The organism is Spirosoma arcticum, assembly GCF_054779955.1.
Window position 1 is genome coordinate 1 of sequence record NZ_BAAGXG010000037.1, and the last position, 13,761, is coordinate 13,761.

Here is a 13,761-nt window from a genome sequence, read left to right on the forward strand (position 1 = left end):
ATGGCGTGAATCTTTCTGATCGGCTGAGTCAGCCTGGATATGCGTAATTACGTGGTGATCGGACCGCCGAAGCGGCACAATCGACGGCCATACTGGCTATGTAATAGAGCCGGAAGGCCTTGTTGGGTTTGGTCGCTAAGCAGGCTTGTGGACCGTTAGGGCTATAATAAACTCGATTATTACGAGTCACTTTCTTGGGATTGATCTATTGTTTCGTCTTATCGAAAGACCCCCGATCCGAAGCCTCAATCAGTGGCTGCTCATTTTTCTCCAATGTCCACTTGGCCAGCGGCTTAGCTTCTAACTTATCCAGGGAAGCATTGGCCTCCACGAAAGCAGCATCGATGGCTTGGGTGTGCCCATCGACTAGCCCTAGCTCAACACAGTGGGTTAACACATACTGGAAGCACTGTTCGAAGACACTTTCGGGTAAGCGCTGCCGAGTGCGCGATAGGGTACTATGCCAAGGTAAGGAGTCCCCCAACTCGTAGTCCAAGAAGTACAAGATGTCTAATCGGAGTTGACAGCAGCGAATAATAGCCTGATCCGAGGTGAGGTTTTCTAAATGCCCCACCAGCATTAACTTGAAGAAAACAACCGGATCAATCGATTGTTGCCCGCATTGGCCATAGAAGGGCTGGACGGCTTGATATAGAAAGGACAAATCAATGGCGTGTTTTAAGCCGGTCCGCCGGTGCGGTCGATATAGATTCTGCTGGGGTACACATTGGTCAAGTAGCAGAGGATGGCCTTGTTTGGGAGCGGGGTGTTTTGTTCCTACCATACGTCAAGATAGGCATCTTCCTCAATATAAGGCCATTAGTGTTGTGTAACAGTCACCAGCGTTTTCGTGAACGAAATCACGAATAGGCTTTTTTATACTTTTATAAGATACGACAAGTACGGTTTTCAGCTCTATGGGTTTGTATGATATTGTACAATTCATAGGCGCGAAGTGATCAACCTCATTGCCCTTAAACTTTACTGAGCTTCGGCTTCTAAGTCAAGCCCTATCTACCAAGGATGGCTTTAGCTTGAATATCGAAATGCTAATAAATCCGCTCAGTAAATAACCTTACCCCGTGTTCTACAAACTCATTTATACTTGTCAAAATGATACATAGATATATGAGATGGCAATTTGAGATTCTGGAATCTAAAAAGATACGGCTTCTTGTAAGGTCATTACTCAGTCTTGGTAAAACGGGCGTTTAAAAAGACAATAAACACTGTCCGTTTCTGTACTTCAGTCTGTCCATTTTTGGACAAAATAGCTCTGGCTTAACACTCATCATGCCCCTATACAGCTAAATAGGTCACTTTTTGAAAATTGGTAAGGTATTTGTACGGCAAAACCTATACTAATTATTATAACACCGGGAAACCGACACATCTCGCGATGAAACGAGCCTTTCTGGGGGAGTTGGAGGAGGTCGTCTTGCTGACGGTGGCCGCGCTGCAAGAAGGGGCGTACTGCGCTTCAATCACACAAACCATTGACCAGCAAATGGGACGAAGCATTAGCTTTCCCACGGTCCACACCACCCTACAGCGGTTGGAAGAGAAAGGCTTTGTCGCTTCTCAAATGGGCGGGGCCACCCCCGAGCGGGGAGGTCGCCAAAAACGGCTCTTCACGGTCACGGCGGCTGGCCAGCGGGCATTGATCGAGTGTCGACAAGTTCGGGCCCAACTATGGGATCAGATTCCAACCCAAATCGTACAGCTATGGGGCGCTTAACCAAGGATAATCATGGCTACCCTGCCCCCCCGGAACGTCGGCCACCCCGCTGGGCCGAGGGGTTACTGAGTCGCTTCAGTCCGGTAGGCCTGGAAGATGAACTACTGGGTGATCTACTGGAGATGTACACCTACTGGGTCAAAACGATTGGCCCCTCAAGAGCCCGCTGGCGGTATGCAATAGCCGTGCTGCGGCTGATTCACCCCTTATCAGAGTCGAACACCAAACCACGTGCTGAGTATCCTCAACCCAATCTACTAAGCCCTGCTATGATCCGCAACTACCTCAAAATCGCCTGGCGAAATCTCAGGAAGCAAAAAAACCACACGGCAATCAATCTAGTAGGCATGTCGGTGGCATTTGCCGCTAGTACGCTGCTCTTGTTGTCGGCCTACTTCGAGTACTCCTATGACCGCTTCTTTAAAAATGCCCCGCATATATTTCGGCCTTACTTGGTATTTAACGAGGCTGAAAACTCCTACAAAGCGGCATCCGTACCGTATCCATTCCTACCCACCCTGAAAGCGGAGTTCCCCGAGATCAATCAAGCAACGCGCTACATCGCATCCAGCGGCAAGATCTACTACCGTACGAAAGAATTAACTAAAGACATCCGCTGTGCCGATCCCGATATACTCACCCTCTTTTCGTTCCCGATGCGGCAGGGAAACGCCCGCACGGCGCTAAACAATCTGAGTAACGTAGTCATCAGTGAAAATATGGCCAAGGATGTATTTGGAACCGCTAATCCACTGGGCAAATCCGTACTGATTAAAGGATTTGGCGAACCCAAAACGTTCATGGTTACAGGCGTTGTGGCGGACGCTCCCCCAAACTCATCCATGCAATATGATGCCTTCATCCGCATTGAAAATCAGCCTAATTACGCCGAAAATAAGGGACAATGGAATAATCGGAACCACACCGCTTATGTAAGCCTGAAGCCAGGCATCAGCCCCACTACGATTGATAAACGGCTCCGGGCCTTTGCCAACACCTACTTTCAGGAACTGATTCGTGATCTGACCAAAAACGGTGCCCGACCGGACGAACAGGGCAGTGTGGTCAGGGTGGGCATGCAACCACTCACGGATGTTCACTTCAACACGCAGTTAACGGCCGGTCAGCAGACCGGTCGGAGGTATTTATACATACTGCTAACTATTGGTATCGTTATTTTATTGATTGCCGCCATCAACTTCATTAATCTTACGCTCGCCCAGTCATTCACCAGGGCCCGGGAAGTGGGAGTACGCAAATCCTTAGGCGCGCAGAAAAGTCAGTTGTTCACGCAATTATGGGGTGAAGCCCTACTCATTTGTAGCCTAAGTTTAGTGTTGGGTGTTGGGCTAGCGGCTTGGCTACTGCCTTATTTCAATACGCTGTTCAACGCCAAACTTTCACTGGCGCTGCTAACTAACCCGCTAACGATCGTGGCGATAACGGCCGGATTAGGATTCATTACCTTGCTTGCAGGCGGTTACCCAGCCCTGCGGATAGCCCGTTTTTCGACGGTCCATGTCCTAAAGGGAGTCTTTACCGGTGGCAAGTCGAGTGGGCTGCGGAACAGTTTGATTATCACTCAATTTTCGATTGCCTGTACCCTGATCATCTGTACGTTTGTTGTCCTTCGGCAACTGCATTACCTGCGGGAGAAGCCACTGGGATTTATTGAAGAGCAAGTGATCAGTCTCCCCGTTGGTGATGCTATAAACGGGGTAGTTGCCTTAGCTCAACTCCGCAATCGGCTAGGCAACAACCCCAACGTTATAGCGGTCAGTGGTACGGCGATAAACATCGGTAGTGGCCTGGACGGAAGTGAGTCACAGAGCCGTATGGGTTTTATGTTTAAAGGCAAGGAGGTCGTTACCGATTGGGTACGGGTCGATTATGATTATCTGAAAACATTAGGCATACGCCTTCGGTCTGGTCGCGATTTCGCCCCTTCTTTTGCCACCGATTCTACATCAGCCGTCCTAGTTACCACTATGATGGCCAAAAAGCTAGGTTTGGCCAACCCAGTCGGTACGATTTTCAAAGCGGGAGAAAAAGATACTCCTTATCAGGTTGTTGGTGTTATTGATGACTTTCATCTGTACCGGCTACAAAATCGAATTGAACCGATGACGCTACACTTACAATCCCGCGACCCGATTCAGTATATTCTGATTCGGACCACACCACAGGGAATGCTCTCGGTGATGGAAACGCTTAAAAACGAATGGCGACAACTAGCGCCCAAATCAATGTTTATGGCTTCCTTTTTGGACGAAAACACGGACCGTTGGTATCAACAGGAGGAACGCCAATCCCAGATGTACGGTATTGCGGCTAGTATTGCGATACTGCTCTCTTGTATGGGGTTATTTGCGATTGTTTTATTATCGACCGAGCAGAGGACCAAAGAAATTGGTATTCGGAAAGTATTGGGCGCATCGGTCGCCAGCCTGGTGGCTCTACTGTCAAAAGAGTTTCTCAAACTGATCGTGATCGCCGTCGTCATTGCCAGTTCCCTGGCTTGGTATGCTATGAACCAATGGTTAGCCGACTTTGCCTATAAGATGGAGATGGAGTGGTGGGTATTTGTCGGAGCAGGTCTGCTGGCCGTAGGGATTGCTCTGCTGACAGTCAGTTTTCAAAGCGTTAAAGCTGCGCTGATGAATCCAGTCAACTCATTGAAAAGCGACTAAGGGTGAGCCAATCAATTAGAGGCCCAATTTGAGCTGACACCTGAAGCAAACCCAAACCGATTTTGTAACTGTCAACTTAGTTACTCTCAGTATACGCTCTATTCGAGGGACGCTTATAATTAATAACATATCCCCTAAATTGAAAGGCCACCCATGAGCGTGGCCTTTCAATTCCCATTTTCATTTCAACAGCCCTGGTAATCAGGGCCTGCAAAGTTACTTTTTCTATTTGGCCTGACGAAGAATAAGTTAGGAAACATACCAGCAACCGGTATGTAAGCCAGACTGCCGCTTAACTCTAGTACTCGTTTCTAATTAGTGACAGCTAATACGCAACCTAGATCCTACTTGAACAGCTATCGATTCAGAATTTGCTTGAACTCCTCAAAAGAACAGATTGATACAGGAGGAAACCGATTCGTCTCTCGAAGCAGGTTCAGAATGTGGTGATCGTCGGATACCAACCAATCGACACTGGCTGCAATGGCACAATCCACAAATTTGTTGTCGTCCAGATCGTTAGTAACCTGTCCAAAACGAAAGTAAGGTTCTTGCCGTACATGATTGGGAGCAGCCAGCAAAAGTGATGTGACCAGCTCAGCCGCCACAGGTCCATAATAATAGCCCGTCATTTCAGCATATTCGAGCAAGATTTCAGTACTGACTACCCAAGTGAACTCTCTGGCCGCAAAAGCATCATAAAGCCAGTGGTACGATCCGTCCCGTGGAATCGACCGGAGTAGACCATTTGTATCAATAACCACTTTCACTGAGCAGCCCGAATTTGGTCAAGCCGCTCCGAACGGTTCTCAAAGTTCATTTGCTCTTCGAGTTGAGCGGTGGTCAGTCCTTTTTGCTGAATGGCCTTCCGGGCCTCTTCTTCGAGCCGTGTACGGAAATGCTGCATAAGCGTTTGTCGCATGGCCAACACTTCGGCTTCGCTCATCTCGAAGCTGAACATTTCTAGTAAGGCCAATTGAACATTGGTTAAGCGTGGCGAGACAACCATAACGATAGCGAGAATAGATAAACTGATATACAAACTTACGAAAACAGCCGGTCAGTGAGTTTGGTACGACTTTGATAATTGTCATCTTGCTAGAAGGGCAACAAAACTGGAGCTGAGCTAAGTGTAGCTTTCTTATAACTAATCATAATACCAAGCTTGGATCTGTTGACAGATGAAAGCCCGTACATATATAAACAGAAGCCAACGCTTCGATTTCGGCTACAATAAAACCGGATTTGACTACAGCCCCTTTTAGCATTGATCCGAGCTTTGCCCCATAAAAACAATGGACGATGAAAAAGATTTTGGTCATTGGGGCATCCGGGTTTGTCGGACGTTATTTAACCCGGCAATTAGTGGCAGACTGGTATACTGTACGTTGTTTGGCCCGTACCCCGGATAAAGTGAAGGATCTCGCTGAAAGCGGCTGCGAGATCGTGAAAGGGGATATTACCGATCGGTCCTCTATTCAGCACGCGCTTGACTCAATAGATGCCGTATACGTTTCCATACAAACGCTGGTACCACAGCACGCCGACACGGCAGGCCAGGAATTTATGGACATCGAAATGAAGGGCCTTCAACATATCGTACAGGCTTGCCAACGCCACCAGGTACACCGCCTGATCTATGTCACATCGGTAGGCATTTCAGCCAAGTCAACGGATGCCTGGACACGCGGACGATGGAAAATACAACAATACCTGTTGACCAGTGGCCTTGATGTAACGGTCATCCAACCGGGTATGATCGTGGGTATTGGCGGACAAGGATTTAATCTGGTGCTGGCCAATGCCCAGAAAAGTCTGGCCTTTGTCGTGGGCAACGGCCGTACTAAATTTCGCTGCATTGCGATCGATGATCTGATCTACGATCTGATCGGGGTACTGAATGAACCAAAGGCCTATGGGCATTGCTACGAGGTCGGGAGTGACGACGTATTGACGAGTGATCAATTAATCGATGCAGCTGCTGACATAGTCGGCCATCGTCACCCCAAAAAACTTCACATTTCGCTTGCCCTATTACGTTTCGCTGCCCCACTGATCGAACGACTAGCAAAATCGCCTAAGGGGGCCATAAAAGGCGCGCTGGATAGTTTTGGTCAGGATATGATTGGTGACCCGTCGGCAATCCGAACGCTGTTGCCCCGCCCGCCCCTTTCGTACCAACAGGCTGTGGAACGAGCCTTACAGGTGTATCAACAAAAATAGCGTAGTTGCCGTATGGAACGAAGCCAGCCCTATCCTATTAAAACCATCAGCGAGTTTCACCGTTTGTTGGGCCTAGCTAAACCAGAGCATCCGTTGATCAGCATCATTGCCATTAAGCCGGTTGAAAACATACCAGCGGGCATACCGGGAAATGTAGTGAATGGTTTTTATTCCATAGCTCTCAAAAAGGGGTTTAAGGCTCCGGTGAAAGTCAAATATGGCCAGCAAGCCTATGATTTTGATGAAGGCGTGCTCAGTTTTATGGCACCCGGCCAGATCAGCGGATTCGACCCTCGAAAATACAGCAGCCCCGAGCAATCAGGCTGGATGCTGTTAATCCATCCCGATTTTCTATGGCATACGTCACTGACCAAAACCATCAGACAGTATGCGTTTTTTGATTACTCGGTCAACGAAGCTTTATTTCTTTCGGATAAAGAGGAAACAGTGCTGACGCAGATCATCGCTAACATCAGCCGAGAATATCATAACAACCTGGATCAGTTCAGCCATGCCATTATGATTACTCAACTGGAATCCTTGCTCAGCTATTCCGAGCGCTTTTACCAGCGCCAGTTTATGACCCGCAGGTTAACCAATCACCAACTCCTTGACCGGCTCAATGACCAACTGGTTACCTATTTTGATGACGTGGATAGCCTACAGACAGGATTACCATCTGTTAGTTACCTAGCCGAACAGCTTCATGTATCGTCTGATTATCTGAGTGGCTTACTAAAAACTTTAACCGGCCTGACCACCCAACAACATATCCATGAGAAGCTCATTGAAAAAGCCAAACAGCAGTTGTCAACGACCAATTTATCCGTCAGTGAGATCGCTTACCAGTTAGGCTTCGAACATTCCCAGTCTTTTAGCAAATTATTTAAGAGCAAGACCAACCAATCGCCTTTAGCCTTCCGGAAAGCGTTTAATTGATCACAGGCGTAGTCAACAAATCCCTTTGGTCTCCGTAGAGTAGGTAGTCCTATACGTTCTCGTAAAACTTTCGAATGCCTATGAACAGAGTTACGGCCTAGTTAACGGCAGCTCACTTTATAGACCCTATAATAGTATTTTACCGCTAATCTATTTAGAAGAAAGCCTTTACCTCTCCCTTTTCAATATTGTACTTTTTCTAGTAGGCGTTCAGAAAAAGCAACCTTTTCGTGGACGATTTCAACTGCTGATCACAAAGGTCCAGCTACTTCTCTGAACAAAAAGTGGCATCCATTCAGACAAGCCATTTCGTGAACGTTTTCAGGTGTGAACTCTGTGGCTCGTGTGGCTATCTGTTTAGCTTAGTTGTAGGCGAACTGGTCTGGACACCTCAAACAACTCCTGAGTAGTCAGTCCCCAAACCTACTCCAGACAAAGCAAATCAACCAAAAGGGCAATTATTCCTTTATAAAAAGGAATAATTGCCTATATTTGTCGCACACATACTATGAATGATGAATATGGAACGAGTTACATCACCCGCCAGTCTAATTCTTCAGGATGTACCGGGACATATCAGTGATAGCGAAATCCTGAACTTCCTCTACACCAGAGAGGTCAGCTGGCAGCATGTTAACGCCATTAAGACCCTGACTGATTTTAATGATGGGGTCATTTCCGACTGGCTGAATGTCAGTGTCAAAACGTTTCGCGAATACAAAAAGCCTCCAACCTCATTCAAGGAAAATGTTAAAGAACAGGTATTACTCCTTTTATCACTGATCAAACACGGGATTGACGTGTTCGGCTCAGTCAGTGAGTTTGACCAATGGCTGAATCGGAAAAACTTTTATTTCGACAACAAAACGCCGAATGACTACCTGAACACGGTGACTGGGGTCAAATTTGTGGATGACCGGTTGACGGCTATGGAATATGGGGATAATGCATAAACCATGGAAGTATTCCGAATCAGTAAGGAAGTCCATGCGACCTCGTTAAGCGCGTCGGGAAGTGCCAACCGGTGGAACACCAGAGGTCAGCAAGTCATTTACACCGGCTCATCCCGGTCCCTGTCATCCCTGGAATTAGTGGTTCACCGGGGGGCCATTCAACCCGCTGCTCGTTACAAGGTGATGGTGATTTCAATCGCGGATGATGACTACCTAATCAAACAAATCCAGCGCAACGATCTTCCCCCCAACTGGCGAGGCCTGGCGGGCTACTCCGGGTTGCAGCAGATGGGATCGGCTTGGTACAACCGCCAGGAAAGCCTGGTGCTCAAAGTGCCTTCGGCCATCATCGTTTACGAGTACAACTACATCATCAACACGGAGCATCCTGATTTCGGTAGTAAAGTACAGTTAGTGCGAACCGAAGATTACTTCTGGGATTCAAGGCTTTTATAAGACAACCACGGGTGTGTTTGCCGTTTCGTACTGCAACGGCGGACCGTAGGATCCGTTACTCAAGTATTTGACCTGAGTTGAAGGACTTAAAGAGCCCCCAAACGATCCCATTACTCATCTAGAACGATTGGGGGAAATTACTTCCCTCTGATTAGAAGCATTAAACAACCACCTGCTTTGCAGGTGGATTTGGTAAAACGTTGCGGGCATAGCCCGCAGGCTACTCATTAGGCGACTCAAACAAGTCGAAGCCTTCACGCTGGTTTTCTTCTTTGCGGTCTTCACTCTCTTGGTACTTCACATACCGCCGAATATGATCTTCATTGATGCCGACCGTGTTCACAAAATACCCCCACGCCCAAAAGTGGTTGCCCCAGTAAGGCTTCTTCTTCAACTGCGGGTAACTCTTGAAAAGTTTGATCGCCAACTTGCCCTTCAGGGTTCCCATCAGTTCGGAGACCGCCACTTTAGGAGGAATGCTAATCACCAAGTGGACATGATCTGACTGCACATTTAGCTCAATGACCTCACAGCCCTTCCACTCGCTCAACAACCGAATATCATGCTCGACTAAGTCTTTAACCAAGCCTGAAAGGACACGAAACCGATACTTGGGAGTCCAGACGATGTGATAGTCACACTTCCAGACTGACCACCCCCCAATAAACTGAACCGTTCTAAAGTAGAGAGTTTGGTCGGACGGCCGATGCCGCGATTTTTAGGTAATTTAACAACCGCACCGGCGGACCGCAGATAACTGTCATGAAGAAGACTAAATTTTACGGTTAAGCCCTGTATAGGCCAATACGATGGCTTCCTCAGACGGGGCTTTTTCTCGCTCATCTTCCGAAACAGGGCGTAACGTAGTTACCTCAAAGGTGCCCTGACGTAACGAGGATCCCTCAAACCACTCGCAATCGACCCATGATTCATCCGCTATACGCCGGGATGTTAAGGGGTTACCCGCTTCAAGTTTGTTGGCAAACGAGTCAACCGTCATGATAGGCCCACCCGAGTTGAGTTGGACCAGGCTGTTTAGTTTAATGGGTTCCATGAGTTAATTTTATATCCAATTAATTGGGGAAATCAGCCTGGCTCATTTAAGCTGGCTGCTTATGGAGTACCGGGTTTGGGGAACTCGGAAAAAGGGGGTCCAGCCCGCTTTCCATTTCCTTAAATTTCTTTACCTGGTAGCGACGGTGTACTTCGACGCTTAGTCCGAAAATGACTATGCCCAAGCCCATATTGATGTAATCGGACAAGGCAACCGCAAAGCTGGCCAACAGACCGGTAAAGACGCCGACCAGGATACTGTTGAGTATGCCGATCATCCCCGGGCTGGTGAGCAAATGTTGCCACCTGGACGGCGAAACGCCCATACCCTCTTGCAGACTGGCCATGTCGTCGTGGATTGACCGAATGAAGTAGGGTTTAACTTCGGGGGCCAACTCCACGTAGTAATGCCTGATCCGGTTGATGCCGCAGCCAATCACCAGGTCCTCAATGCATATCTGCAAGACCCGTTCGAAGGTAAAAATACCCAGAAAGAGTAAGGCGGGGAACAAGACCAGGCCAAAAAGAAAGAAGGACTGGCCCATGTCGGATACCTGACCGATGAGAGCCAGCGCAACGACGCCACTCGAAACGGTAGCCAGGAAGAGGGTACAACGCCCGTTTGCCTCCATGATGGTGGCCGACCTGGCCGTCTGCAAGGTGAAGTGCTCGGTCGTCAGAAATTGGAGCACCTGTTGCGGATCTACTTTTTCAGGGAGCCTATCCATCCTATTTTGTTTTCGTTTACTTTACCCGCGTCATGGTGGCATCGTACCCCATTTTTTCGCCATCTTGGGTCCAGTCCCGGCGAACGTGTTGTCATCGTCGCTGAACTGGGCGACAAACTGACCTTTGCGCCCCGGCATATCAATGGAAACGGTGTGCGTCTGGCCGTCCGCCCGGTAGGTGTATTCAAGAAGATCACCCGTGTTGCTGAAGTAGTGGGATTTGAGGGTTTTGCTTTTCGTATCGTAGCTAATGAACTCAGTACCCCTGGCCCCACCGTCGAGGTCAACGGTCTGAATCAGGAAGAAGCCGCCTTCCATCCAACTGAATGTAACTTGTCCTTGAGCTTCGCCGGATACCTGCCACGTGCCGACCAGTCTATCCAAGCTCCTAAGCGCGGGATTTGGCTTGAGTCGCTGTTTCGTGCTATCCTTTGTCATAGCAATTTCGTTTATGGTTTAGATCGTGTTGCCTGTCGGCAAAGGTAGCCGTATTTGCTGCTACCAGACCATGACTTCAGTCAGCCCACGATCTGATTCGTATCAGCTCCGGCGGGCGTATTCGGTTATGATAGATACACCATTCGCTCAACCAGTTTATGAATGATTACTTACCGCAGATTGCCGGACTAATTGGCCTATCAGGGTATGTAGTCCTTTTTGTGGGCCTGTTGAAAACTAAAATCGAGCAAAGTTTTGCCGCCTTTATGTTGTGGGCCATGCTCGATATTATTGCTACCATCACGACAATCCTGGAAGAGGGCAATTATTGGCTTGCCCTTGGAAATGCCGCTGGCTCGACGGCCATTACCGGTTTACTGGTCATAAAAAAACAAGTTTCATGGTCGTGGATTGAAACGATGACGGCCCTTCTCGTGCTTGTCTGCCTTGTTATCTGGTTCACGACTGGAGAGAAAGCCGGACTGATTGCTAGCAGCCTGGCGGTTATCATGGCCAGTGTTCCCCAACTGGTGGCTACTTATAAAAAGCCTTGGACAACACCAACGGCGATATACGTCGTATTTTTAATAGCCGCTATTTTATCATTTATTGCGGGAAAATCCTGGACAATCGAACAGCGATTTTATTCGGGTTGTGCCGTATTTCTGTGTTCAGTAATCGTATTATTCTCGTTGAGAAAAGCGCATAAGTCGGTACTGTTAAAAACATTTTTGTAACACCAACTCGTTAAGCTTCTGATAAATACTGAGTAGCGTTTTTCTTAGGCAAAAATACTGGGAATATACAATTTATGATGTCGCAATTTTCATTTGCTTAGTGTCTACGATTATAAAAATAATACATTTATAGGATAGCCCGAAAGCGTTCACGTAATGGCTCTATTTTATTACTAATGAATCGCCAGTTAGTCAAAAAAGTGAAGAGCTACCAATCCAAGCCATTGATAAAGCAATAAGTTGCTTCTATAGCTTTTCAACGTTTGTTGAACAACCATAAACTATCGTGGAACGTCTGTGAAACAATCGTGGAACATATTAGTTCCACGATTGTTTCACAACTATTGATCACCCTTGTAAAATGTGTTTCAGAGTAGAGTAGCCAGTCGCTAATAGATATTGCGGCTGATACTTGTTTTTATTATCAGCTCTTCTAGTGGCAATCAAGGTTCCGTGGAAAAAGGAACAGGAGAAATCTCGCTTTTTCTTCCCTTTACACATCATTAATGCTGGATAATGGGGAGCATTGCCCCCTAGTCGGGCGCTTCGCCGATAAGTTTCAAGGGGGTGACTAACCGCCAGGGGGAATCACAGGTATTGCGCTCAAACATGAGCTGGAAGGCCACTACGGTGGTGGCTCCCGACTCAAGCGTCAGCCCGCTGGCCTTTGGCGATGCCGGATCGGGGTGGAGTGGGGCGTACACCGCCACTTTGTGCCGATTTCCGCGAATGGCCAACTGGTCCAGACGCGCCAAGATAGTTTGATAAAAGCGGGATGAGATTGCGTTCACGAGCGAGGGGTTAACGGGGGGGACACCCAGCATAGGGTTGCAGTGAGCCCGCCAGCTTGGGTAGGGGCCGGTAGGCACTCGTCACATAGTCGGTCGGTGCGTAGGGCTGCTGGGCCAGCACCACTAAGCGGGCATCGGCACTGAAGTCGTACATCAGCCGCCAGTCTTGGGCCTCCAGCACTAGGTACTGCTCCCGGCAATCGAGTCTAAACCAGGCGTCGCGGTGGGGTATTTGGACGTACACGCTCACGCCACCCACCACGCACTGCAGCACCATCTGGCCGGCCGGATGCCGGTGCCCACCCCGCACGGCGCCCGCGGGCACCCCATACAGCCAAAAAGCCCGGTGGAGTGGCCCAGGCCAGAGCGGCTCGCTACCGGCTTGAGCCGGTAGGGGTTGATGCGAGCGGGTAATCAGGTGAGCCATTGGGTCAGGTTGAATTCGGAGGTGATCTTTGGACGGTGGGTGCTTGGTGCCCCACAACCGCCAGCGCAGCCGTAAAGATCCCTATGTGTAGCGACGAGGCGTTCATCAGGACGTTTTCTAAAGAATTGACCCGTTGGGGGCTACATGGTTTAGTTAACCCGGGCTTGCCCAGCCCTTTCTTTACCCAGTGGCCCACGCGGTGGTCGGGGCTGGGCAAGCCCGCGGCGTGGTTAATAAAAACGGGCTACTAATTAGACCCACTTTTACCCAAATCGGCGTCAGGTTGTCCCACGCTTCCCCGGGCGGTGGGTCACCCCGCTGGCTAGGCAACAATGGCCCGGGGCCCGCCAACTCACCATCCTGACGGAGGGAGCGGCTGATTGGTTCCCGAGGGACCGGTCTGGTTAGCAGGACCACCAATCTCACTCGTACTGGATTGACAGATGCATCGCGAACAATCAAACACCTGTTCAGGAATTAGTTGGGCCATTACTAGTATTTTGACTTGTATTGTTTGGCGGGTATTTTTGGCGTAAGCAATCGCTTACAACTATGAAGAAATACCATGTGACTCTAACTCAGGGGGAA

General features: G+C 48.7%; 16 protein-coding genes. 7 read left to right on the top strand and 9 right to left on the bottom strand.

Features of this window, described 5'->3' with window-relative positions:
* Positions 1-205 precede the first annotated feature (205 nt).
* Positions 206-784, bottom strand: a complete 579-nt coding sequence (locus ACYVHB_RS32220) for a transposase (RefSeq protein ID WP_461056160.1) — start codon at positions 782-784, stop codon at positions 206-208.
* A 615-nt stretch (positions 785-1,399) separates the two neighbouring features.
* Between ACYVHB_RS32220 and ACYVHB_RS32225 the strand changes: the two genes are divergently transcribed.
* Together ACYVHB_RS32225 and ACYVHB_RS32230 are read left to right on the top strand one after the other, a co-directional pair.
* Complete coding sequence (locus ACYVHB_RS32225) at positions 1,400-1,738, top strand: PadR family transcriptional regulator (protein ID WP_461056161.1); 339 nt, start codon at positions 1,400-1,402, stop codon at positions 1,736-1,738.
* Positions 1,726-4,428: an FtsX-like permease family protein gene (locus ACYVHB_RS32230; RefSeq protein WP_461056162.1), complete on the top strand. Its 2,703-nt coding sequence runs from the start codon at positions 1,726-1,728 to the stop codon at positions 4,426-4,428. The genes ACYVHB_RS32225 and ACYVHB_RS32230 overlap by 13 nt, the downstream gene beginning before the upstream one ends.
* Positions 4,429-4,784: 356 nt before the next feature.
* Here ACYVHB_RS32230 and ACYVHB_RS32235 read toward each other — a convergent pair whose 3' ends face one another.
* Both ACYVHB_RS32235 and ACYVHB_RS32240 read right to left on the bottom strand, forming a co-directional pair.
* On the bottom strand, positions 4,785-5,198 hold the full coding sequence (locus ACYVHB_RS32235) for a PIN domain-containing protein (RefSeq protein WP_461056163.1): 414 nt from the start codon (positions 5,196-5,198) through the stop codon (positions 4,785-4,787).
* Entirely contained in the window at positions 5,195-5,404 is a 210-nt protein-coding gene (locus ACYVHB_RS32240) for a hypothetical protein (RefSeq protein WP_461056164.1), read from the bottom strand. Before ACYVHB_RS32240 ends, ACYVHB_RS32235 begins: the two co-directional genes overlap by 4 nt.
* Positions 5,405-5,730: 326 nt before the next feature.
* Between ACYVHB_RS32240 and ACYVHB_RS32245 the strand changes: the two genes are divergently transcribed.
* The 4 genes from ACYVHB_RS32245 (at position 5,731) to ACYVHB_RS32260 (ending at position 8,999) form a co-directional block, all read left to right on the top strand.
* Positions 5,731-6,651, top strand: coding sequence for an SDR family oxidoreductase (locus tag ACYVHB_RS32245; protein WP_461056165.1), 921 nt, complete (start codon positions 5,731-5,733; stop codon positions 6,649-6,651).
* Positions 6,652-6,663: 12 nt separating this feature from the next.
* On the top strand, positions 6,664-7,590 hold the full coding sequence (locus tag ACYVHB_RS32250) for a helix-turn-helix domain-containing protein (protein WP_461056166.1): 927 nt from the start codon (positions 6,664-6,666) through the stop codon (positions 7,588-7,590).
* A gap of 521 nt (positions 7,591-8,111) precedes the next feature.
* Positions 8,112-8,543, top strand: coding sequence for an antitoxin Xre/MbcA/ParS toxin-binding domain-containing protein (locus tag ACYVHB_RS32255; RefSeq protein ID WP_461056167.1), 432 nt, complete (start codon positions 8,112-8,114; stop codon positions 8,541-8,543).
* 3 nt (positions 8,544-8,546) lie between these two features.
* On the top strand, positions 8,547-8,999 hold the full coding sequence (locus ACYVHB_RS32260; RefSeq protein ID WP_461056168.1) for an RES family NAD+ phosphorylase: 453 nt from the start codon (positions 8,547-8,549) through the stop codon (positions 8,997-8,999).
* Positions 9,000-9,219: 220 nt separating this feature from the next.
* Here ACYVHB_RS32260 and tnpA read toward each other — a convergent pair whose 3' ends face one another.
* The 4 genes from tnpA to ACYVHB_RS32280 all read right to left on the bottom strand — a co-directional run bounded on the left by tnpA (position 9,220) and on the right by ACYVHB_RS32280 (position 11,218).
* Entirely contained in the window at positions 9,220-9,663 is a 444-nt protein-coding gene (gene tnpA, locus ACYVHB_RS32265) for an IS200/IS605 family transposase (protein WP_461056175.1), read from the bottom strand.
* A gap of 108 nt (positions 9,664-9,771) precedes the next feature.
* The gene (locus ACYVHB_RS32270; protein WP_461056169.1) at positions 9,772-10,053 is read right to left on the bottom strand and encodes a DUF2158 domain-containing protein; all 282 of its coding nucleotides are present in this window, start codon (positions 10,051-10,053) and stop codon (positions 9,772-9,774) included.
* Positions 10,054-10,099: 46 nt separating this feature from the next.
* Positions 10,100-10,780: a hypothetical protein gene (locus tag ACYVHB_RS32275; protein WP_461056170.1), complete on the bottom strand. Its 681-nt coding sequence runs from the start codon at positions 10,778-10,780 to the stop codon at positions 10,100-10,102.
* 30 nt (positions 10,781-10,810) lie between these two features.
* Positions 10,811-11,218 carry a hypothetical protein gene (locus ACYVHB_RS32280; protein WP_461056171.1) on the bottom strand — a complete coding sequence of 136 codons (408 nt, stop codon included), beginning with the start codon at positions 11,216-11,218 and terminating at the stop codon, positions 10,811-10,813.
* A 158-nt stretch (positions 11,219-11,376) separates the two neighbouring features.
* Between ACYVHB_RS32280 and ACYVHB_RS32285 the strand changes: the two genes are divergently transcribed.
* Positions 11,377-11,955 (top strand): hypothetical protein, encoded by a 579-nt coding sequence (locus tag ACYVHB_RS32285; protein ID WP_461056172.1) that lies wholly within the window; start codon positions 11,377-11,379, stop codon positions 11,953-11,955.
* Positions 11,956-12,488: 533 nt separating this feature from the next.
* Here the strand turns inward: ACYVHB_RS32285 and ACYVHB_RS32290 are convergent.
* Together ACYVHB_RS32290 and ACYVHB_RS32295 are read right to left on the bottom strand one after the other, a co-directional pair.
* Positions 12,489-12,746: a hypothetical protein gene (locus ACYVHB_RS32290; protein WP_461056173.1), complete on the bottom strand. Its 258-nt coding sequence runs from the start codon at positions 12,744-12,746 to the stop codon at positions 12,489-12,491.
* Between the two features lie 10 nt (positions 12,747-12,756).
* A complete protein-coding gene (locus tag ACYVHB_RS32295; RefSeq protein WP_461056174.1) occupies positions 12,757-13,173 on the bottom strand; it encodes a sugar 3,4-ketoisomerase in 417 nt (138 codons plus the stop codon).
* Between the last annotated feature and the right edge of the window lie 588 nt (positions 13,174-13,761).